17 protein-coding genes and 2 tRNA genes are annotated in these 19,313 nt (G+C 71.0%); 5 read left to right on the top strand and 14 right to left on the bottom strand.

The features are described from left to right. The first annotated feature begins 205 nt into the window (after window positions 1–205). On the top strand, window positions 206–472 hold the full coding sequence (gene rpsT, locus OHB49_RS28095; RefSeq protein ID WP_030921110.1) for a 30S ribosomal protein S20: 267 nt from the start codon (window positions 206–208) through the stop codon (window positions 470–472). A gap of 223 nt (window positions 473–695) precedes the next feature. On the opposite strand, the gene holA is transcribed toward rpsT, so the two are convergent. Continuing rightward, entirely contained in the window at window positions 696–1,682 is a 987-nt protein-coding gene (holA, locus tag OHB49_RS28090; protein ID WP_329163843.1) for a DNA polymerase III subunit delta, read from the bottom strand. 83 nt (window positions 1,683–1,765) lie between these two features. Between holA and OHB49_RS28085 the strand changes: the two genes are divergently transcribed. Beyond that, window positions 1,766–2,011: a hypothetical protein gene (locus tag OHB49_RS28085; RefSeq protein WP_030970176.1), complete on the top strand. Its 246-nt coding sequence runs from the start codon at window positions 1,766–1,768 to the stop codon at window positions 2,009–2,011. Between the two features lie 33 nt (window positions 2,012–2,044). On the opposite strand, the gene OHB49_RS28080 is transcribed toward OHB49_RS28085, so the two are convergent. Then, on the bottom strand, window positions 2,045–2,929 hold the full coding sequence (locus OHB49_RS28080; protein WP_030970174.1) for a YceI family protein: 885 nt from the start codon (window positions 2,927–2,929) through the stop codon (window positions 2,045–2,047). A 184-nt stretch (window positions 2,930–3,113) separates the two neighbouring features. Further along, complete coding sequence (locus OHB49_RS28075; RefSeq protein WP_329163842.1) at window positions 3,114–3,947, bottom strand: arylamine N-acetyltransferase family protein; 834 nt, start codon at window positions 3,945–3,947, stop codon at window positions 3,114–3,116. A gap of 101 nt (window positions 3,948–4,048) precedes the next feature. Here OHB49_RS28075 and OHB49_RS28070 point away from each other — a divergent pair, with 101 nt between their 5' ends. Next, complete coding sequence (locus tag OHB49_RS28070) at window positions 4,049–4,504, top strand: pyridoxamine 5'-phosphate oxidase family protein (RefSeq protein WP_329163841.1); 456 nt, start codon at window positions 4,049–4,051, stop codon at window positions 4,502–4,504. Window positions 4,505–4,530: 26 nt separating this feature from the next. Here the strand turns inward: OHB49_RS28070 and OHB49_RS28065 are convergent, their stop codons facing one another. The 5 genes from OHB49_RS28065 to leuS all read right to left on the bottom strand — a co-directional run bounded on the left by OHB49_RS28065 (window position 4,531) and on the right by leuS (window position 13,064). Continuing rightward, complete coding sequence (locus OHB49_RS28065) at window positions 4,531–7,119, bottom strand: ComEC/Rec2 family competence protein (protein ID WP_329163840.1); 2,589 nt, start codon at window positions 7,117–7,119, stop codon at window positions 4,531–4,533. After that, window positions 7,116–7,886 carry a ComEA family DNA-binding protein gene (locus OHB49_RS28060; RefSeq protein ID WP_329163839.1) on the bottom strand — a complete coding sequence of 257 codons (771 nt, stop codon included), beginning with the start codon at window positions 7,884–7,886 and terminating at the stop codon, window positions 7,116–7,118. Before OHB49_RS28060 ends, OHB49_RS28065 begins: the two co-directional genes overlap by 4 nt. A gap of 441 nt (window positions 7,887–8,327) precedes the next feature. Beyond that, window positions 8,328–9,173 (bottom strand): DegV family protein, encoded by an 846-nt coding sequence (locus OHB49_RS28055; protein ID WP_030970164.1) that lies wholly within the window; start codon window positions 9,171–9,173, stop codon window positions 8,328–8,330. Between the two features lie 136 nt (window positions 9,174–9,309). After that, entirely contained in the window at window positions 9,310–10,044 is a 735-nt protein-coding gene (locus tag OHB49_RS28050; RefSeq protein WP_329163838.1) for a hypothetical protein, read from the bottom strand. A gap of 152 nt (window positions 10,045–10,196) precedes the next feature. After that, complete coding sequence (gene leuS, locus OHB49_RS28045; protein WP_329163837.1) at window positions 10,197–13,064, bottom strand: leucine--tRNA ligase; 2,868 nt, start codon at window positions 13,062–13,064, stop codon at window positions 10,197–10,199. 519 nt (window positions 13,065–13,583) lie between these two features. Here leuS and OHB49_RS28040 point away from each other — a divergent pair. Both OHB49_RS28040 and OHB49_RS28035 read left to right on the top strand, forming a co-directional pair. Further along, entirely contained in the window at window positions 13,584–14,912 is a 1,329-nt protein-coding gene (locus OHB49_RS28040) for a hypothetical protein (RefSeq protein ID WP_443079570.1), read from the top strand. Then, on the top strand, window positions 14,909–16,486 hold the full coding sequence (locus OHB49_RS28035; protein ID WP_030970156.1) for an NADH-quinone oxidoreductase subunit NuoF family protein: 1,578 nt from the start codon (window positions 14,909–14,911) through the stop codon (window positions 16,484–16,486). Before OHB49_RS28040 ends, OHB49_RS28035 begins: the two co-directional genes overlap by 4 nt. Window positions 16,487–16,560: 74 nt before the next feature. Here the strand turns inward: OHB49_RS28035 and OHB49_RS28030 are convergent. The 6 genes from OHB49_RS28030 to rsfS all read right to left on the bottom strand — a co-directional run bounded on the left by OHB49_RS28030 (window position 16,561) and on the right by rsfS (window position 19,208). Further along, window positions 16,561–16,633 (bottom strand) — tRNA-Ala (locus OHB49_RS28030). 125 nt (window positions 16,634–16,758) lie between these two features. Further along, window positions 16,759–16,992 carry a hypothetical protein gene (locus OHB49_RS28025; protein ID WP_030921150.1) on the bottom strand — a complete coding sequence of 78 codons (234 nt, stop codon included), beginning with the start codon at window positions 16,990–16,992 and terminating at the stop codon, window positions 16,759–16,761. Between the two features lie 3 nt (window positions 16,993–16,995). Then, window positions 16,996–17,538, bottom strand: a complete 543-nt coding sequence (locus tag OHB49_RS28020) for a hypothetical protein (protein ID WP_329163835.1) — start codon at window positions 17,536–17,538, stop codon at window positions 16,996–16,998. A gap of 375 nt (window positions 17,539–17,913) precedes the next feature. Next, window positions 17,914–17,986 (bottom strand) — tRNA-Ala (locus OHB49_RS28015). A 140-nt stretch (window positions 17,987–18,126) separates the two neighbouring features. Beyond that, entirely contained in the window at window positions 18,127–18,780 is a 654-nt protein-coding gene (locus OHB49_RS28010; RefSeq protein ID WP_329166645.1) for a histidine phosphatase family protein, read from the bottom strand. Further along, entirely contained in the window at window positions 18,777–19,208 is a 432-nt protein-coding gene (gene rsfS / locus OHB49_RS28005; RefSeq protein ID WP_030970151.1) for a ribosome silencing factor, read from the bottom strand. Before rsfS ends, OHB49_RS28010 begins: the two co-directional genes overlap by 4 nt. Window positions 19,209–19,313: the final 105 nt, after the last annotated feature.

Raw genomic sequence — 19,313 nt, 5'->3', positions numbered from 1 at the left:
GATTCTTGAGACGCCGAACGCCGTGTCTCGGGTCGATGTCGGGTCGGTCGGATCGATACGTAGCTTCCATCGTCCCACGGCTGCGGGACAGAGACCGGTTTGGGCCGGTCGGAGCGCGGCTGGTACCGTTGACAGCTGTGCCTCGTGGCTCCTATGGGCGGCGGGGCGCACATCGAAGATCCAACGAACCTGAAAAGGCTCTTTCGTGGCGAACATCAAGTCCCAGATCAAGCGGAACAAGACGAACGAGAAGGCGCGCCTGCGCAACAAGGCCGTCAAGTCCTCGCTCAAGACCGCGATCCGCAAGGCCCGTGAGGCTGCCGCAGCGGGCGACGTCGAGAAGGCCACCACGGCCGTTCGCGACGCTTCGCGCGCACTCGACAAGGCTGTCTCGAAGGGCGTCATCCACAAGAACGCCGCCGCCAACAAGAAGTCGGCGCTGGCCTCCAAGGTTGCCGCCCTCCAGGGCTGAGCTTTCTGATGTAACTGCCGGAACGGACCAGCGGGCCCTCTCTCCCGCCCCTGCCCGGCCCCCGCGCCGCACACCGAACCTGCGTTCGCCACGCGGGTGCGGCGCACCGAGCTGGAACCGAGGCCCCGGTTCGCCACCCTCCCCAGGGCGGCGAACCGGGGCCTTCGGCATACCCGCTCGAGCTCAGCCGGTCACGACCGGCACCCACCTCGCCGTCCCACGGTCACCGGCCGCTCCGCGCCGCCCGCGCAACAGCGACGACGGCCTTCTCAAGGGCGTACTCGGGGTCGTCCCCGCCACCCTTCACCCCCGCGTCCGCATCCGCGACCGCCCGCAGCGCCACCGCCACCCCGTCCGGCGTCCACCCCCGCATCTGCTGCCGCACCCGGTCGATCTTCCACGGCGGCATCCCCAGCTCACGCGCAAGATCCGCAGGACGCCCCCCGCGTGCCGAGGACAACTTGCCGATGGCCCGTACGCCCTGCGCGAGCGCACTGGTGATCAGCACGGGCGCCACCCCGGTCGACAGCGACCAGCGCAACGCCTCCAGTGCCTCCGCCGCCCGCCCCTCCACCGCCCGGTCGGCGACGGTGAAGCTGGACGCCTCCGCACGACCGGTGTAGTAGCGCCCGACCACCACCTCGTCGATCGTGCCCTCGACATCCGCGACCAGCTGCGACACCGCACTCGCCAGCTCCCGCAGATCGCTGCCGATGGAGTCGACGAGCGCCTGGCAGGCCTCGGGGCTCGCGGATCGCCCCAGCGCCCGGAACTCCGACCGTACGAACGACAGTCGCTCGGCGGGCTTGGTCGTCTTCGGGCAGGCAACCTCCCGCGCACCCGCCTTGCGCGCCGCGTCCAGCAGCGCCTTGCCCTTGGCGCCGCCCGCATGGAGCAGCACGAGCGTGATCTCCTCGACCGGCGCACCGAGGTACGCCTTGACGTCCTTCACCGTGTCGGCGGAGAGATCCTGCGCATTGCGCACGATCACCACCTTGCGCTCGGCGAAGAGCGAAGGGCTCGTCAGCTCGGCAAGGGTGCCCGGCTGGAGCTGGTCGGAGGTGAGGTCGCGGACGTCCGTGTCGGCGTCGGACGCCCGGGCCGCCGCCACCACCTGCTGCACCGCACGGTCGAGGAGGAGGTCCTCCTGGCCCACGGCGAGCGTGAGGGGGACGAGCGGATCGTCGGTGGAATTCCTTCTGGTGGCCATCGCCGTCCAGCATCCCACGCCCCACTGACAGCACGGCTCGACCGCCGGTCCCCGCACCCGACGCCGTACCGGAGAATGGGCAGGTGAGCGATGTGAGACATGTGCTGGTGCTGCCCGACCGCGATACGGCGGAGGAGGTGGCCGGGGAGCTCGCCGACCGTTTCGGTGTCGCCGAGGAGCCCCAGCTCGTACGCGACGCGCTGGCCGGCGAGGACGACGCCGAGGACGCCCAGTGGCTGGTGGTCGTCGAGGACCCGGCCGGCCGGCTGGACTCCGCGGTGCTCGACGCGTTCGCGGCGGAGTACGAGGGTTGGCTGGAAGCGCCTTAGCGGCGGCGCCCCGCCGGCAGGACTCCCCAGGGCTCAGCTCTTGGGGACGATCTGGATGTCCATGTCGATGGCGATACTGGGCCCGACGACGGCGATACCCCGGGCCAGCATGGTCTGCCAGGTCAGCGTGAAGTCCTCGCGGTGCAGCTCGGTGGTGGCCCGGCACGCCGCCCGGGTCTCGCCCTCGAGGCCGTTGCCCAGGCCGAGGTACTGGGTGTCCAGCGTCACCGTACGGCTGACGCCGTGCAGGGTCAGCGCGCCGCTGACGCCCCAGCGGCTGCCGCCCCGGTGGACGAAACGGTCGCTGTAGAACTCGAGCGTCGGGTAGCGCCCGACGTCCAGGAAGTCGCTGGAGCGCAGATGGTCGTCGCGCATCTGCACGTTCGTGTCGATCGACGCGGCATCGATGATGACGTGCATGGCGGAGTCCTCCATGCGGTCGGCGATCCGTACCGCACCGGCGAACGTGTTGAACCGGCCGTGGATCCGGGCCAGCCCGATGTGGCGGGCGGTGAACCCGATCTGCGTGTGGTTCGGCTCGATCTCCCAGTCACCGGGGGCGGGCAGCTGCGGGGGCGCGGAGACCTGGAGCATCACGTCGCCGAGGCTCGCGTGGCCGCTCTCGCCGACGGTGGCCGAACCATGGAACGGAGTGAAGCCCTCCGCCGTGACGGCCAGCCGGTATTCGCCCGCCGGGACGGTGGCGAGGACGTTCCCGTACGGGTCCGTCTCCCCGCCGACGACCTTGCGACCCGCGCTGTCCGTGACCACGAACTCGGCCTGCTGAACAGCCACGTTGACCGGATCGAGCACACGGCAGCTCAGCATTCCCGCAGTGCGCGGCACCGCGAGTCCGGCGAGCGGGCTGCCGCCCGCCGCGTGCGTCGCCTTCTTGCTTGCCAGCCAACGGCCGAGCATCTTCAGTACCCCCGGGGGAGATTCACCATGGGGCCTGACGGCTGGACGTCGTTGTCGGAGCAGCGGCCCGCCGACGAGCATGCATTCGATCATTCTTGAGGCGTTCGAGGCAAACGGAGGGTCTGGACAGGGCTTGGGGTGAGGTGTTACCGAAGGTCCGAATTGAACGTTCCGCTTGTGTGCGTCAACCGTTCGGTCCTTGAACGCCCGCCTTGCGGACTGTGGGCAGCCGGTCGAGCCGCAGCCCGAAGTGCTCACGGTAGGCGGCGAGCACCTCGGCGTCGGTGGCCAGCGGAACCTCATGTCGCTCGCCACCCACCGTCGTGATGAGGGTGCGCCCGCTGAGGGTGACCCGGCCAACGCCGGTGAGCCGGGAGCAGACCAGAGAACGGGTGAAGTGCGAATCGGGCGAGGTGCGGTGGTACCAGGCACCGGACCGGAAGTCCGCAAGAGCCCGCGGTCGTGGATCGAGGCGGTATTGGGGCACCCCGTCACGCAGCACATCGAGATCCCCGGCCCCGGCACAGTCCGCGGCGTCGGGCGTCTCCCGGATCCGGTACGTACCCCGCGGGTCCTCCTGGTCCGTACGGTCGTCGAACACGAGCGGAAAGTGGGCGTGGTCACCGAAGCCGACATCGGCGAGCCAGGGTCCGGTGCCGTCGTCGGTCTCGACGCGCAGCACGAGATGGTCGTACGGAATTCCGAGTTGTCCGCCGTCCCCGTAGACGCGGGCCTGGAGCAGAGTGACGCGGAAGCCGAGGGCCCGCAGCAGGGCCGCGAAGGCGCCGCCCAGTTCGTAGCAGAAGCCGCCCCGCCGGGCGCCCACCACCTTGTCCAGGAGCGCCTTCTCCTCCAGCACGATGTTTTCGCCGAGATGGATCGACAGATTCTCGAAGGGCACGGTCGTGAGGTGCCGCACCTGCAGATCGCGCAGGGCAGCTGCGTCGGGGCGCGCGGGACGGACGGCGCCGATGCGGTCCAGGTAGGCGTCGACCGTCTGCGGCGATTGCGGGTCCATGGCCACAGTCTGCCCCGGTGCGCCGCCCTGCGCCATGATCCGGTGGTCCTAGGACCGCCGACCGAGGTGCGCGGTTGCGCGCACTCGCTAGCGTACGGAGCATGACGAATGCGGAGCCGGCGCGCAGCCGGGAACAGCGCAAGCAGGATGTGCTCAACCGCTTGGAGAAGGACGCCGACGCCTGGGTGGCGACCGCTTCGGCCGACGGCGTGCCGACGCTGGTACCCCTGTCGTTCGTGTGGGACCGGGGGACGCTCCTGATGGCCACTCGGCGCACCAATCCGACCGCGCACAATGTGACTCCGACCGGACAGGCCAGGATCAGCCTGGGCCACACCCGCGATGTGGTTCTCATCGACGCGACCGCCGATGTCGCGGAGGGCGCGGAACTCTCCGCGGAATCGGGCGACGCCTTCGCGACGAAACTCGACTGGGACCCGCGTGGCCGCACGTCCTGGGTGTACCTCCGCTTCACTCCGTACGCGGTCAGGGCATGGCGGGAGGAGAACGAACTGACCGGGCGCGAGCTGATGACCGACGGCAAGTGGCTGGTCTGAGGCGGGTGCGATCGGCCGGACATGAGTCATGAGCGTCCGACCGCCCGCAGCCCCGGCCCGGAACCCGTCACCGCGATCGCGCCGTCCAGGTCCGTGCGCAGCACCACAGCTCCCCCGGCCCTGAGTGCGTCGACGGTACGGGCCGCCGGGTGCCCGTACGGGTTGTCCTTGCCCACGCTCACCAGCGCGAGTCGCGGGTGGGCACTGCGCAGCAACGCGGGGTCCTGGTGGGCGGACCCGTGATGGGCGACCTTGAGGACGTCCACCCGCGGCAGCGCCGGGTACTGGCGCAGCAACCCCTGCTGGGCGGGTGGTTCGAGATCTCCGAGGAGCAACAGGGTCAGTCCGCCGGTCCGGACGAACAGCGTGACACTGGCGTCGTTGGGCTCCTCCGGTTCGGGGGCTGCTGTGACACCGCCGACGGGCCACAGGACCCGCCAGTCGAGCGGACCGATGCGGCGCCGCTCTCCCGGGGTCGCCCGCATCAGAGGGACCCGTGCGACGGCGGCCGTTCCGCGTACGAACGCGGCCTGCTCCGGCGGTTCGTCCAGGCTCGTCGTCTGGATCGCGCCCACCGCTCTGCCTCGCAACACGCCGGGCAGGCCCCGGACATGATCCGCGTGGAAGTGCGTGAGCAGCAGAAGTGGCACCCGGGTGACGCCCAGGTCGTGCAGGCATCGGTCGGCGAGCCGCGGATCAGGTCCGGCGTCGATGACCACGCCTTCGCCGGCCCCAGCCGCCAGCACCATGGCGTCCCCCTGGCCCACGTCGCACATCGCGAACACCCAGTCCGGCGGTGGCCACCCCGTCAGCACCCGGGTCAGCGGCACCGGTCGCAGCACCGCGAGGATCAGCAGCAGCGCCGCGGCCGAACACACCCAGGGGTGGCGCGCGATGCGGCGGGCGGACAGCACCGCGAGCGCCGTGAGGACGGCAAGCAGCAACGCTCCCTGCCGGCCGTCGGGCCAGTCGACCTCCGCCCCGGGGAGGGCCGCTCCGGTGCGGGCCACGGAGGCGATCCACCCGGCCGGCCAGCCCGCAATCCTGGCGAGCAGCTGGGCCACCGGCATGGATACCGGCGCCAGGGCGAGCGCGGCGAACCCGAGGACGGTGGCCGGTGCCACCGCGAACTCGGCCAGCAGATTGCACGGAATCGCCACCAGGCTGACCCGCGAGGCGAGCACCACGACCACTGGCGCGCATACCGCCTGCGCCGCGGCAGCTGCACCCAGCGCCTCCGCGAGCCGGGGCGGCACCCTGCGCCGCCGCAGCGCGGCACTCCATAGCGGTGCGACGGTGAGCAGTGCCCCGGTGGCCAGGACGGAGAGCACGAAGCCATAACTACGGGCCAGCCACGGGTCGTACAGCACAAGAAGCAGAACGGCGGCCGCCAGTGCGGGAATCAGCGATCGGCGGCGCCCCGTACCGATGGCCAGCAGTGTGATCAGGCCGCAGACGGCGGCCCGCAGCACACTCGGCTCCGGCCGGCAGACGAGGACGAAGGCGAGAGTGAGTCCCCCGCCGAGCAGCGCGGTCATCCGCAGCGACAGACCCAACCGAGGTGCCAGACCACGGCGTTCGACCCGAAGCGCGGTGCCGGGCGGCCCGATTAACAGCACGAGCAGAATCGCCAGATTGGCGCCGGAGACCGCCATCAGGTGCGTGAGATCCGCTGCCTGGAACACATCGTGCAATTCGGGGGTGACCCGTGAGGTGTCACCGACGACCAGCCCCGGCAACAGCGCACGCGCATCGGGCTCCAGCCCCTCGGTCGCCGTGCGCAGCCCGGCGCGCAGACCACCCGCCGCGCGCTGGAGAAGGGTGGGAGTCTCGATGACGCGGGGCGGGCCGTTGCCGTCCGGCCGCAGGACGGCGGCGTTGCGCTCCCCGCTGTGCAGAGGCGGCGAGAGGCGGCCGCTCAGGCGTAGCCGCGTGGAGGGCAGCAGCCGCTGCCACTGCGCCGCCGAACGGTCGGGGGACACGATCACCAGCACCGGGACACGGAGCCGGGTGACGGCACCGTCGGGCGCCGTCACCCGGATGATCTCGGCGTCCAGGAGAAGGGCGACCGGGGTACTGCGGTCACCGCGGACCTGGGTCCGGGTCTGCCGTGCGTCGGACGTGACGGTCACCTCCGCCTCGACCTTCGCGAAGCGCTGCGCGAGACCGTGAACCGGCTGCTGCCGCAGGTACGCGCTGTGCAGCCCGGCGGCCGTCGCCCCGGCCGCCGCGCACAGCAGAGCGGCGGCGGCCGCGGTGGCGTTCAGCCGCCGCCTCCGTACGGCGCTCTCCCCGCCGTCCCGAGCGTCCCCCTCGCCGGCCGGCCGGGCGCACGTGACCCGGGCCGCCGATGCCCGTGACACACCCAGAAGTACCAGCCCTGCGACGAGACAGAGCACTGTCCCCACGGCCGTCCAGCGCCCGGGCGCCCCCACAGCGAGGGCCGCGGCTGCCCAGGTCGCCAGTGCGGGCGGGACGAGCCGCAGATCGACCGGACCCTCCTGCTGCGGGTCGGAGACACCCAACCGCCGGCCCGACACCGCATGGACGTCCTGATGGGTGTCCGGGTGGACATCCGGACGGCCTTCCGGTCGGGGGTCATCCGGGCGGCTCATGGCCGCACCAGCGGTTGGAGGTCGGCGAACCGGCGGTCGCCGATCCCATTGACCTCACGGAGTTCACCGACGGACCGGAAGCCGCCGTGCTGTGTGCGGTAGTCGACAATGTGCTGGGCGAGAACAGGGCCGACCCCGGGCAGGGTGTCCAGCTGTTCCACCGTCGCGCTGTTGAGGCTGACCGGCCCGGTCGTGGCGCCGGCACCGGCGCCCGCTGCGGCACCTCCCACGGCAGCTCCTCCAGTGGCGCCGAAGGCCTGCGGTCCGGGTGGCGCGCCCACCACGACCTGCTCCCCGTCCATGAGCACCCGCGCCCGGTTGAGCCCGGTGAGATCCACGCCGGTCCGGACTCCGCCCGCCGCCTGCAGCGCGTCGGCGACCCGCGCACCGGACGGTAAGGGGTAGATGCCCGGCCGGCGCACCTTGCCGCTCACATCGACGACGATCCGTCCGCCCGGTCCTCCGGTGGGCGGCGGTCCGGGTGACGGATCGGGGGTGCCGGCCCGATCCACGCCCCGATCCATGCGCAGGTCCGATTCCGGGGCATGCGCGCCCTCGCTGACCGGATCGGGGGCGCGGACGGACTGCGGGCGTGCGGACCAGAAGTGGACGACGGCGAAGACCGCGGCAGCGACCAGGACGACTGCGAGCGCGGCGAGGGTTCTCGGCTCCAGACCGCACCTGAGCTGCAACCACATCGGGAGCCGCTCCCGCACCGCCGGGACCAGCCGCTCCCACCGCCCTGGCGCGGCCGGAGCCGTCGCCACCGCCCGCGCGTTCTCCTCTGCCGGAGCCGGCTGCGGTACCGGAGGCGGCGCAAGGCCCACTACCGGCCGGGCGACGCGCCCTCCGTACGCACCGGCCATGAGTGCGTCCGCGCGCTGCCGCGAAGCCGCCGCGACCCCGTCGTCACGCCCACGCGACAACCGTCGTCGCCCGGGGCCGGGGCCGGGGCCGGAGCTGGGCGCAGGTCCCGAGCCGGGACCGTGTCCGGAGCCCGCACCGGACCCGCGCCGGGCACGCACGTCCGACGCCGCAGCGCGGCCGGGTCCACTTCCACTGGTTGCACGGTGGGTTCGATGTGCTCGATCTGATCGGGGAGCCATGCCTCACGACGCTAGGCACATTCGGCCGAACCCGCGGAGCAGGCCCAATTCCGGTGGAAAACCGACCAGTTGTGGATAACTCCCTCACCCTCACGAGGGAGATCAGCGAGGCGAAACCACTGCTCCGAGCAGACCGGGACCGGTGTGCGCGCCGATCACCGCGCCGACCTCGCTGACATGCAGATCGACGAGCCCCGGAACACGCACACGCAACCTCTCGGCCAGCCGCTCGGCCCGCTCGGACGCCGCCAGGTGGTGCACGGCGATGTCCACCCGGCCGGTGCCCGCCCGCTCGGCGACGATCTCCTCCAGCCGCGCGATCGCCTTCGAGGCCGTCCGCACCTTCTCCAGCAGCTCGATCCTGCCTCCGTCCAACTGGAGCAGGGGCTTCACCGCGAGCGCCGATCCCAGCAGGGCCTGGGCCGCGCCGATGCGTCCCCCGCGACGCAGATAGTCCAGCGTGTCGACGTAGAAGTAGGCGGAGGTGCCCGCGGCCCGCTTCTCGGCGGCCACGACCGCCTCGTCCAGGCTGCCGCCCGCCTCCACCGCCTCGGCCGCAGCCAGAGCGCAGAATCCCAGGGCCATGGCGACCATGCCGGTGTCCACCACCCGTACCGGCACCGGAGCATCCTTCGCGGCGAGCAGCGCGGCGTCGTACGTGCCCGAGAACTCGGCCGAGAGGTGCAGCGAGACGATGCCGACGGCGCCGGCTTCGGCCGCAGCCCGGTACGTGGCGGCGAAGACCTCGGGACTGGGCCGGGACGTCGTCACGGGGCGCCGCTTCTGGAGGGCCAGCGCGAGGGAGCGGGCCGAGATCTCGGTGCCCTCCTCCAACGCCTGATCGCCGAGGACAACGGTCAGCGGCACTGCGGTGATGCCATGCCGCTCCATCGCCTGGGGCGGCAGGTAGGCCGTGGAATCGGTGACGATCGCGACATGGCGGGACATGAGCGGGAGGTTACCTGCCGGGGCGCTGTCTCGGCAGTCCGACCCCGACCGAGTGATCACTTCCGATCGCTTCGGTCCGCATCCTGCCACGACCGATCACATCGGTTCGAGCCTGGGCCTTCGGCCCCCGTCCCGCTCAGTTGGTCGTCTCGGGCCGCACGGCCTTCTGCCAGGGGTAACCGGTCTGCGCCCTGGGGTCCCGAGCCGTGAGCGCCTCCGGGCCTTCCTCGCCGGCCTGCGCACCCCGCGCCCGGTCGCCCCCACGCCCAGCGGCACCGGCACCGGCACCGGCACCGGCACCGGCACCGGCACCGGCCGAAGGCTCCTCCACCGTCCAGTGCCGCAGCGCCCCCGCCTCCACATCGATCTGCGTGTTCAGGGCCGCCAGATCGTCGTCGGCGAACTGCCGCGCCCGGTCGCGTGCGGCCCACCGCAGCGACTCCGCCGAGTGCGTGATCCGCTCCGTGCGCTGCTTCAGGCCCGGCAGCAGCGACGCGACCGTAGCCCGGTCGGGCTCGCGCTCCAGCCTCTTCAGCTCGTCGTCGAGCTCCCGCCCGTGCACGCTGAGTCGCTGGAACAGTCCCAGCGACTCCGACAGCGAGGCGTCCTCGGCGACGCCCGCCTGCAGGGCCTCCTGGGTGGCCCGCATCGACGTCCGCAGCGACAGCCGTAGCTGGGCCAGCTCTCCGGCCACTCCCACCTGGCCGATGCTCTTCGCCCGCAGCGTGGTCTCCTCGACCGTGCGGCGCGCCTGCGTGATCGTGCGGTCCACGCCACGCTTCGCCGCGCCGATGACCTTGACGCTCACATAGACGCCCAGGGCCATGAACGCGACGAAGAGCAGCCCCAAAATCAGGATCACGGCTTCCATGACGCCCCTTGGATGTCGATTCGGCTGCCGACTACCGGCCCCTCCACCGTAAACGGAACGGGCAGGCCGAGGGTTCCTTCGGAACCCCTAACCTGCCCGTAAGGGAAAGCCCTCACACCGTCGTGAGCCGATCGGCGGCTAGCCGGAGACCGTCACGCAGGGACGATGTTGACCAGCTTCGGCGCCCGCACGATCACCTTGCGGATCCCGGCCCCGTCCAGCGCCGCGACCACTGCCGGGTCGGCCAGGGCCAGCGCCTCCAGCTCCTCGTCCGTGATCGACGGGGAGATCTCCAGCCGTGCCTTGACCTTGCCCTTGACCTGCACCACGCAGGTCACGGTCTCGTCCACGACGTAGGCCGGGTCGGCGACCGGGAAGTCCTGGTGCACGACCGAATCGGTGTGGCCCAGCCGGCGCCACAGCTCCTCGGCGATGTGCGGCGCCAGCGGCGCGACCAGCAGCACCAGCCGCTCGGCGACGGACCGCGACAGCGGGCCGCCCACCTTGGTCAGGTGGTTGTTCAGCTCGGTGACCTTGGCGATGGCGGTGTTGAAGCGCATCCCGGCCATGTCCTGGCCGACGCCGTCGATGGCCTTGTGCAGCGCGCGCAGCGTGTCCTCGCCGGGCTCGGTGTCCACGACGGTGACCTCACCGGTCTCCTCGTCGACGACGTTGCGCCACAGCCGCTGCAGCAGCCGGTACTGACCCACGACGGCACGGGTGTCCCACGGCCGCGACACGTCCAGGGGGCCCATGGCCATCTCGTACAGACGCAGCGTGTCCGCCCCGTACTCGGCGCAGATCTCGTCGGGCGTGACCGCGTTCTTCAGGGACTTGCCCATCTTGCCCAGGACGCGGCTGACCTTCTCGCCCTGGTGGTAGAAGGCGCCGTCGCGCTCCTCGACCTCGGCTGCCGGAACCGCGATGCCGCGGCTGTCCCGGTAGACGAACGCCTGGATCATGCCCTGGTTGTACAGCTTGTGGAACGGCTCAGCCGAGGAGATGTACCCCAGGTCGTGCAGCACCTTGGACCAGAACCGTGCGTACAGCAGGTGCAGTACGGCGTGCTCGGCGCCGCCCACGTACAGGTCTACGCCACCGGTCGGCAGGCCCTCGCGCGGACCCATCCAGTACTGCTCGATCGCCGGGTCGACCAGCTGCCCGTCGTTGTTCGGGTCCAGGTAGCGCAGCTCGTACCAGCAGGAACCTGCCCAGTTGGGCATGGTGTTGGTCTCGCGGCGGTACTTCTTCGGGCCGTCGCCCAGGTCCAGCGTGACGTTGACCCAGTCGGCGTTCCGCGACAGCGGGGTCTCGGGCTTGGTGTCGGCGTCGTCCGGATCGAAGGTGCGCGGCGAGTAGTCGTCGCCCTCCGGCAGCTCCAGCGGCAGCATCGACTCGGGCAGCGAGTGGGCGATGCCGTCCTCGTCGTACACGATCGGGAAGGGCTCACCCCAGTAGCGCTGACGGCTGAACAGCCAGTCGCGCAGCCGGAAGTTGACGGTTCCCTCGCCCAGGCCCTTCGTCTGCAGCCATGCGGTGATCTTCGCCTTGGCCTCGACGACACCCAGGCCGTCCAGTGAGATCTCGTCGCTCGCGGAGTTGACCAGCTTCGCTTCGTACGAGGCGAATGCGTCGTCCCAGGTGGAGGGGTCCGTGCCGCGGTCGTCCGACGGCTCGACGACACAGCGCATCGGCAGCTCGAAGGCGCGCGCGAAGGCGAAGTCGCGCGCGTCGTGCGCCGGGACGGCCATGATCGCGCCGGTGCCGTAGCCCATCAGGACGTAGTCGGCGATGAAGACGGGCACCTTTTCGCCGCTGACCGGGTTGGTCGCGTACGCGCCGGTGAAGACGCCGGTCTTGTCCTTGGCCTCGGCCTGCCGCTCCACGTCGGACTTGGCGGCGGCCTGCTTGCGGTAGGCGGTGACGGCCTCGGCCGGGGACGCGTGTCCGCCGGTCCACACCGGGTGGGTACCCTCGGGCCAGGCGGCCGGAATGATCCGCTCCACCAGGTCGTGCTCGGGCGCCAGCACCATGTAGGTGGCGCCGAACAGGGTGTCCTGGCGGGTGGTGAAGACGGTGATGTCCCCTGCGCCGTCGACCGGGAAGTCGACACGCGCGCCTTCGGAACGCCCGATCCAGTTGCGCTGCTGCAGTTTGATCGCCTCGGGCCAGTCCAGCCCGTCCAGGTCGTTCAGCAGCCGGTCGGCGTAGGCGGTGATGCGCATGTTCCACTGGCGCAGCTTGGCCTTGAAGACGGGGAAGTTGCCGCGCTCGGAACGGCCGTCGGCAGTCACCTCTTCGTTGGCCAGTACGGTGCCCAGCCCGGGCGACCAGTTGACGGGCGCGTCGGAGGCGTACGCCAGGCGGTACTGACTCAGGACCTCGGCGTGCTCGACGGCGCTCAGGGCGCTCCAGTCACGGCCGTCCGGGGTCGGGCGCTCACCGCTCTCGAACTGCGCGACCAGGTCGGCGATCGGCCGGGCGCGGTCCGCCTCGGTGTCGTACCAGGAGTTGAAGATCTGCAGGAAGATCCACTGGGTCCACTTGTAGTAGTCCGCCTCGATCGTCGCGAACGAGCGGCGCTTGTCGTGGCCCAGGCCCAGCCGGCGCAGCTGGGACTTCATGTTCTCCATGTTGGCCTCGGTGGAGGCGCGCGGGTGCGTACCCGTCTGTACGGCGTACTGCTCCGCCGGCAGGCCGAAGGCGTCGAAACCCAGGGTGTGCAGCACGTTGTGCCCGGTCATGCGCTGGTGACGGGCGAAGACATCGGTGGCGATGTAGCCCAGCGGGTGACCGACGTGCAGGCCCGCACCGGAGGGGTACGGGAACATGTCCATGATGAACTTCTTCGGCTTGGCGGCCAGTTCCGGATTGTCCGCCAGATCGCCGGTCGGGTTCGGCGCCTCGTACGTGCCGTGGGCGTCCCAGAAGTCCTGCCAGCGTGCCTCGATGTCGGCAGCCATTGCCGCCGTATAGCGGTGCGGCGCAGCCGCCTCGGCTGCGGAATTCGTCTCGCTCATGATCCTCAAAGCTCCATCGATCGTCATCTGCCAGCGCTTACGGAAACGAAAAAGCCCCTCGCACAGGAGGGGACGCCGCGCCGATTCCAACCAGGCATTCACACCGGTCGGGACTGATCAGCGCGGCTCGCTAAGCAGAAGGCGTACGGCACGCATGGCGTCAGGGTACCGCACAGGCCCGGAGCGCATCCGGACGCTACCGCTCCGTGGACGACGACGGACGGCGGGGGCCCCGGAAAGCCTCCGGGAAAGCCCGAGGAAGGCCTGGGGAAAGCCCGGGAGGAGCACCAGGAAGCGGCAGCGGATCGTCCGGAAGAACCCTGCCGGGCCTTCGCGAGGCAGCGGCGGAACGTCCGGGAAGCGGGGGTTACTCCGCGTACCGCCCTCTACTGGGGCAACCGCTCAAACCCCGTACTGGCCGGTATGGAGCGACTTAGCATGCCGCAACGGGACCGCTTTGCCGAACAATTCGGAGTTGCCCCAATGAACCCTCATCGCAAGATCCGCTCATCCCCCACCTTGAGCGCCGGACCGAACCGCTCGGTACAGGCCGGGCTCACCGTCGCCGTGCTGGTTCTCATCCCTCTGCTCGCCGTCGCAGGGAGCGACGACTTGCGCGCCGCACTCGATTTCACCACCGGTGTGCTGTCACTGGTCTCGCTCACCGCCGCAGTGGCCTGGGGCCTGATCGCCACCGACCGGCTGTTCCTGTCCTCGCGACAGCGCCTGCTCGGCCAGGGCATCCACCGGGCCGCTGCCGCCGCCTCGCTCGGCTTCCTGCTCCTGCACGTCACCGTGAAGGTCGCGCTCGGGCATGTGGCGCTGCTCGGCGCCCTCATACCTTTCGGCCTCGGTATGCGTGGCACGGCCGGGCTGATCGGCTTCGGCTCGCTGGCCGGGCTGCTGATGGTCGTCGCCGCCGCGACCGGCGCGCTGCGCAGTGCCTTCGCCACCCCGGGCCGCGTAGCGGGCCGCTGGCGCGCGCTGCACGCACTGTCCTATCCGGCCTGGTGTGCGGCGCTGGTCCACGGTCTGTACGCGGGCAGGCCGCCCGCGACCTGGGTCGTCGTGATGTACAGCCTCTGTCTGGTCGCTGTGGCCGCCGCCCTGTGCCTGCGGCTGCTGCCGCCGCCGACGAAACGCCGGATCACCGAACTGATCGCCGCTCTGATCAAGCCGGACGCTCTCCTCTCCGAACCGGATCCGGCGCTCCGCGAGGCTCCGCTGCCTGGCGCGGAGCGCGTACTTCCGCTCGGGCGGGAGGAACTGGGCCGGGAGGACCTGGGCCGGGAACGCGCCTACGGCGGGCTCGGCCGGGACGAGCTGGGTCGCGACGAGCTCGCGCGGGAGCTGCGAGGCACCCCGCTGCCGTCGTCCTTCGACCGCCCGCGCGCGCCTCTCTCCGCACCCGCCCCACCGCTGTACGAGGCCCCGTACGAGACTTCGTACGAGGCTCCGCCCCGCTACTCCGACCGTCTGACCACGAGCCACGACACCGGACCCGTCGGGGGCACCGGACCCACCCGTACAGGCCCCGACCCCGGGATCTCCGCCGCCTACCGCGCCGTCTCGCGGGCCGCCGAGAACGCGGTCCCGGTCCCCGGGCCCGGCCCCCAGCAACCGGCCGGCCGTTGGCCCGCTCCCTCACCCGCACCACCGGCCCAGGCGCAGACCCAGACGTTCCGCCCCCCGTACGAGCCCGCTCAGGAGCACCCGTACGACCCGTACGCAACCGACGTGCCGACCGGCCCGCTGCCCGCCGTCGACGAGACCGCACCGCTGCCGGGGCCGCTCTATCCGCCCCCTGCCGGAGAACCCTGGCAGGCACCCGCAGGAGACCGACCGTGAACCTCCCCCTCCCCGACGTGCCCGAAGTCCGTGTCGTCGGCCTACCTCAGTTGACCACCGGGTTCGACCTGGTGGAGCGGCTCGACCTCGCCATGCATCTGAAGGTGCACGGACCGCTCGAGCCGATGACCGGAGAGCGCCTGGCCGAACTGGCCGAAACCATCTCGCTGCGTGGCCGGGGCGGTGCGGGCTTCCCCTTCGGGAAGAAGCTGCGGGCCGTCGCCAAGGCATCCATCCGGCGCGGGGTACGCCCCGTCGTCGTGATCAACGGCAGCGAGGGCGAGCCGGCCTGTCGCAAGGACACCGTCCTGCTGAACCGCGCACCGCACCTGATCCTGGACGGCGCCCTGCTGGCGGCGGAGGCGCTCGGCGCCCGCACGCTGATCGTCGCGGTCACCCGTAACTCCACGGAGATCTCCATACGCGAGGCTCTCGCCGAGCGTGGCCTGTCCGACCGGCGCGGACAGCAGTTGCGCGCCCGGGTCGTGCGCACCCCCGAGCGGATGGTCTCCGGCGAGGCATCCGCGGTCATCAGGGCGGCGGGCGGTGGCCCCGCGCTGCCGCCGGGCCGCCGCGAGCGGGCGGCCGAGTCGGGCGTCGGCGGGGCCCCCACCCTGCTGTCGAACGCCGAGACGTACGCGCAGCTGGCCGTCGCCGCCCGGATCGGCGCCCGCCGCTACGGGCACACCGGACTGCCCGACGAGCCCGGCACGGTGCTGCTCACCCTCTCCGGTGCCGTCTCGCGCCCGATGGTCATCGAGGTGCCCACCGGTGTGCCCCTGCGGTACGTGCTCCAGCTCGCCGGCGCGCCGCCGCTGCCCCAGGGCGTGCTGACCGGCGGCTATCACGGCAACTGGATCGACGCGATGGCCACGCACGACGCCGTCGTCTCCCGGGCTTCCCTGGCGGCGGCGGGCGGCGCGCTGGGCGCGGGGGCGATCCTGCCGATCGGGCCCGAGACCTGCCCGCTCGGCGAGTCGCTGCGGATCGCGAACTGGCTGGCCGCCGAGACCGCGGGCCAGTGCGGCCCCTGCAAGCTGGGGCTGCCGGCCGCGGCCGGCGGACTGTCCGACTTGCTGAACGGCGGAGGTCCCGCGGCCCTGGAGGCGCTGCGCGAGGTGACGCAGGCGGTGAAGGGCCGGGGAGCCTGCAAACATCCGGACGGCTCGGCCCGCTTCCTGACCTCGACCCTGTCCGCGTTCACGGACGATCTGGCCGCGCACGTCCTGGACGGCGGCTGCGGCCGGGAGACGGTCGGGGTCCTGCCCCTGCCCGCGCCCGGCTACCAGGACCTGGAGGAGTCCATTCCGAGCGGCGAGAAGCTGGCGGTGGACTGGACGCTCTGCAAGGGCCACGGGCTCTGCGCGGACATCGTCCCGGAGCTGATCAGGCTGGGCCCCGACGGCTACCCCGCGCTCGCGGACGCCGCGGTTCCGGTACATCTGCGGGGACGTGCGCAGCGCGCTGTCCGCCGGTGCCCCGCGCTGGCCCTCCGTGTCGAGCAGGCACCGGCGGAACGTCCCGCACTGCCGCCGGGATCCGCCCGCAAGGCTCTTGGCAGCGGTCGTAGTTGACCTGCGCAAACAAGCCCTGACAAACAGGAAGCGGGTCATCCGATTCGGATGACCCGCTTCCTGTTACTTCACTGTGGAGCTAAGGAGAATTGAACTCCTGACCTCCTGCATGCCATGCAGGCGCTCTACCAACTGAGCTATAGCCCCGTGCTGTTTTCCGCCCGGTCTCCCTGGCGACATCGAGAACATTACACGGTCACCCCGGCCCACCACCAAATCGATTCCCCTCGGTGCCGATATGACCCGATCCGGGAGGCTCGCCGACGTGGCGCTCAGGCAGTGGCGAAGGAGTAGAAGCGCTTGAGGGTGCAGTGCTCCTCCAGGAGCCGCCCGTAGATCGGCTCCCCCTCCAGTTCCCGATATGTCTCGATCGGGTCGCCCTTTATGATCAGCGCCCGCGCACACTCCTCGCACCAGTACTGGTACTCGAGGTTGATCGGGTCCATGTCCCTGACGATGGGCGTACCGCTGCCGCACCAGTCGCACTTCCGCCTGTGTGCACCCATGGGTCAGCCGACGCCGCCTTCGGGGAACTCGGAGGCCTCAAGGGCTTCGGACACTCGGGAAACTTCGGGAACAAGGGGCAGGTCCGCGACCTCGTGGCGGCTCGCAGGCATCGCGCGCTCCCTCCCGTTCGGTCCGTCGCCCCCTCCGGCGGTCCGATTCTGCCATGGCCCCGCAAGGGGGTCAGCCCTGCGGAGAATCGACCGGCCACCGACGTCGCACGAGACCTGCCGACGCACCTCGATCGCGGCCACCAGGAGCGCGAGGGCGCACACCCACAGCGCGTCCGCGGACCCGTGCGCCCCTGACGCATCAAGGCGGTTGAGGAGGAGCGTGCCGAAGGCCGCGGCCCCGATCAACCGGCCGAGTCGGGTCACGGTCATCAGCGCATCACTCGCATCGGCGGCGCCCTCCGGCCGTACGGCGGCCGGCGCGCCCGTGAGGGTGGGAGTGCAGCCCAGCGCCCGCCCGGCACCCATGACCACCAAAGCCGCATACGGCTTGATTCCGGCCTCCCCGCCGTCGCGCATCACGAGGCCGACAGCCACTGAAGCGGCAGCCGCCGGGACGAACCCGCCCGGAACCAGGACCTTTTGGGAGTCATCACCGCCGCAGCCACGCCCTGAAGCGGCCGGAAAGCGATCAACTGCCCGGCGCCCACAGCCAGTCCGCAAGCGAGCGAGACGTGGTGCAGACGGCGAGCCGGGCAAAGCGCGCCTGGCCGGGTCCGCGCAGGCTGCCGGGTCTGGTACCGGTGATCATCCCGTGTCACTGTCCGTCACGGGCCGCCGGAGTGCCGGATCGTGGCGTACACGCCGACCGACAAGGAAAGCGGGGGCAGGTGGCGGCGCTGCATCCATGCCGCGAGGGTTGACCCGGGAACGCGAAGATCCCGCCCCCTGGTGGGGACGGGATCCTGATTGTGGAGCTAAGGAGAATTGAACTCCTGACCTCCTGCATGCCATGCAGGCGCTCTACCAACTGAGCTATAGCCCCGCTGTTCGCTGTGTTTCCCTGCGTTTTCGCGCTGCGAACAAGAAGAACTTTAGCCTGTGACCAGCCAGAAAGTGAAATCCGGCCGACGCCGCCCGGAGGCGGCCTCCGGCCACGGAACCGGCGCGCCCCGAAGAGGCGCGCTAGGCATCGTCTCCGAGCACGGGCTCGGGCAGCGTGCCGGCGTTGTGCTCCAGCAGGCGCCAGCCGCGCGCGCCCTCGCCCAGCACCGACCAACAGCAGTTGGAGAGTCCGCCGAGCCCTTCCCAGTGGTGCGCTTCCAGGCCGAGCAGCCGCCCGATGGTCGTGCGGATCGTGCCTCCGTGGCTGACCACGACGAGCGTGCCGCCGTCGGGCAGCTTGTCGGCGTGATCGAGCACGACAGGGGCGGCCCGGTCGGCGACCTCGGTCTCCAGCTCGCCGCCGCCGCGCCGCACGGGCTCGCCGCGCTTCCACGCGGCGTACTGCTCGCCGTACTGCCGGACGATCTCCTCATGGGTGAGGCCCTGCCAGGCACCTGCGTAGGTCTCACGCAGCCCCGCGTCATGGGCGATCTCCAGCCCGGTGATCGCGGCGAGCTCGGCGGCCGTGGCCGCCGCCCGTCGCAGATCGGAGGCGACGATCGCGTCCGGCTTCAGCGAGGCGAGCAGCCGGGCGGCCCGGTGGGCCTGCCCGACTCCGGTGTCGGTCAGCTCGATGTCCGTGGACCCCTGGAACCGGCGCTCCAGGTTCCACGCCGTCTGACCGTGTCGCCAGAGGACGATCCTGCGGCCCCTGCCGCTGTTGCTGCCGTTCAGCTCAGGTCACCTTCCGTGCTGCCGGTGAGCTGGGCGTGCTCCTCGGCCTTGCCCCGAGTCTTGACGGCGTCCTCGGGGAGCGCGATCTCGGGGCAGTCCTTCCAGAGGCGCTCGAGCGCGTAGAAGACACGCTCCTCGCTGTGCTGGACGTGGATCACGATGTCGACGTAGTCGAGGAGGATCCAGCGGGCGTCGCGGTCGCCCTCGCGGCGCACCGGCTTGGCACCGAGCTCCTTCTGGAGCCGCTCCTCGATCTCGTCGACGATCGACTTGACCTGGCGGTCGTTGGGGGCCGAGGCCAGCAGGAAGGCGTCCGTGATCGACAGCACGTCGCTGACGTCGTACGCAATGATGTCGTGCGCGAGCCGGTCGGCGGCCGCCTGAGCGGCGGCGTTGATGAGCTCGATGGAGCGGTCCGTGGCGGTCACAAGCAGGCTTTCGTCGGCGGTCAGATCAACCTCTAGGGTCTCACGGACCGCCGACAGCCCACGCAGCGATCTTTCGAAGATCCATCTCGAAGATCGTTCAGGGCA

Source organism: Streptomyces sp. NBC_01717 (assembly GCF_036248255.1).
Taxonomy (GTDB): Bacteria; Actinomycetota; Actinomycetes; order Streptomycetales; family Streptomycetaceae; genus Streptomyces.
Note: the sequence above shows the minus strand (reverse complement) of the source record. Positions and strands in the feature narration are given on the sequence as shown.

Coding starts and splice junctions, on each gene's coding strand:
- leuS (WP_329163837.1), bottom strand. CDS start 13,064: ATGAGCGAGACGAATTCCGCAGCCGAGGCGGCTGCGCCGCACCGCTAT.
- OHB49_RS28055 (WP_030970164.1), bottom strand. CDS start 9,173: ATGTCCCGCCATGTCGCGATCGTCACCGATTCCACGGCCTACCTGCCG.
- holA (WP_329163843.1), bottom strand. CDS start 1,682: ATGGCCACCAGAAGGAATTCCACCGACGATCCGCTCGTCCCCCTCACG.
- OHB49_RS28025 (WP_030921150.1), bottom strand. CDS start 16,992: ATGGGTGCACACAGGCGGAAGTGCGACTGGTGCGGCAGCGGTACGCCC.
- OHB49_RS28070 (WP_329163841.1), top strand. CDS start 4,049: ATGACGAATGCGGAGCCGGCGCGCAGCCGGGAACAGCGCAAGCAGGAT.
- OHB49_RS28080 (WP_030970174.1), bottom strand. CDS start 2,929: ATGCTCGGCCGTTGGCTGGCAAGCAAGAAGGCGACGCACGCGGCGGGC.
- OHB49_RS28075 (WP_329163842.1), bottom strand. CDS start 3,947: ATGGACCCGCAATCGCCGCAGACGGTCGACGCCTACCTGGACCGCATC.
- OHB49_RS28065 (WP_329163840.1), bottom strand. CDS start 7,119: ATGAGCCGCCCGGATGACCCCCGACCGGAAGGCCGTCCGGATGTCCAC.
- OHB49_RS28050 (WP_329163838.1), bottom strand. CDS start 10,044: ATGGAAGCCGTGATCCTGATTTTGGGGCTGCTCTTCGTCGCGTTCATG.